Here is a 1,560-nt window from a genome sequence, read left to right as displayed (position 1 = left end):
CTCGACGAGCCGGTCGACGTCGACGTCCGCGAGGGTGGTGAGGTGGACGTCGCCGCCCGTGATGTCCGACAGCGGGACGATGTGCTCGACGGCCACCGTGACCGCGCCGGAGGCCACGGCCGAGGCCACGCCGGTCGCCGAGTCCTCGATCGCGACGCACGCGGTCGGGTCGACGCCGAGCTGCGCGGCGGCGGACAGGTAGGCGTCGGGGAAGGGCTTCGGCCGCTCGACGTCGTCACCCGCGACGACGACCCGGAACCCGCGCGCGCCGAGCGCATCGGCGGCGACGAGCGCCATCTTCCGACGGGACATCGTGACGAGGGCGGTCGGGATGCCGCGGTCGTGCAGGCCCTCGATGAGCTCGCGGGCACCGGGACGCCACGGCAGTTCACCGTCGCGCAGGCGCACCATCACGTACTCGGTCATCCACTGGATGATCTCCTCGACCTCCATGTCGACGCCCTTGTCGCGGAGGATCTCCCCCGAGCGCTCGAGGCCGCTGCCCACCAGGGCGAGACCGTCCTCGTGGGTCCAGACGACGCCGTAGCGGTCGGTGAGTTCGACCTGGGACTGCTGCCAGATCGGCTCGGTGTCGATGATCGTGCCGTCCATGTCCCACAGCACGGCTGCGGGCGGGACGAGGGCGGAGGGTTGCGCGGTCACGGGCGACGAGTCTACCGGGGCGGTCCGCCCGCGTTCCGCTCACCGCGGACGCGTGGACGCACTCCGGTCGAGCGGCCCTATCCTTGTTGCTGCGAATGTCCGGTCGCGCGCGACCTGCGAGCCGCCCGCGCCCCGCTCCACCACCAGGAGGTCCCGTCCGTGCCACAGCACTCCCCCTTCAGCGACGGTCGACTGCTCGTCGTCGCCTTCGAGGGCTGGAACGACGCCGGAGAAGCGGCGAGCGGTCTCGCCAGGCGCATCGTCGAGTCGCTCGAGCTCGACGAGCTGCGCGAACTCGACGGTGAGCGGTACGTCGACTACCAGTTCAACCGCCCGAACGTCGGCACGGACGAGAACGGCGGCCGGGGCATCCAGTGGCCGCGGATCGTCCTGCACGGTCCCGGTGCCGAGGGTCGACCCGTGATCGGAGCCACCGGCTCCCCGTCCGAACGCGACGTCTACGTGCTCGTCGGCCCGGAGCCCTCGCGGACCTGGCGCGGCTTCTGCGCGGAGATCATCGACCTCGCGGACGTCTACTCGATCGACGCCGTCGTCTTCGTCGGCGCGATGCTCGCCGACGTCCCGCACACGCGACCCATCTCGGTGTTCGTGTCGAGCGAGAACGCGGGCGTGCGTGCCGCGTTCGACGTCGACCGCTCCTCGTACGAGGGCCCGACCGGGATCCTCGGGGTGCTCGCCGACGCGATGGACAGCGCCGGCCTCACCACGCTGTCGCTCTGGGCCTCGGTGCCGCACTACGTGCACAACTCGCCGTCCCCCAAGGCGACGCTCTCGCTGCTCGACAAGATCGAGGAGCTCACCGACGTCACGGTCCCGCGGGGATCGCTGCTCGACGACGCCACCGAGTGGGAGGAGGGCATCGACGCCCTCGCCGCC

Annotated in this window: 2 protein-coding genes; one reads left to right on the top strand and one right to left on the bottom strand. The window is 71.5% G+C overall.

Translation table 11 applies throughout. The annotated features are described in order from the left end of the window. A partial coding sequence (locus tag BIV03_RS16005; protein WP_254790928.1) for an HAD family phosphatase occupies positions 1–663 on the bottom strand: 663 nt, incomplete at its 3' end. Positions 664–822: 159 nt separating this feature from the next. Between BIV03_RS16005 and BIV03_RS16000 the strand changes: the two genes are divergently transcribed. After that, on the top strand, positions 823–1,560 hold a 738-nt coding region (locus tag BIV03_RS16000), incomplete at its 3' end, for a proteasome assembly chaperone family protein (protein WP_071296403.1).

The sequence above is a fragment of the Curtobacterium sp. MCBA15_016 genome (genome assembly GCF_001865105.1).
Lineage (GTDB): Bacteria > Actinomycetota > Actinomycetes > Actinomycetales > Microbacteriaceae > Curtobacterium.
This window is presented reverse-complemented; position numbering and strand designations above follow the sequence as displayed.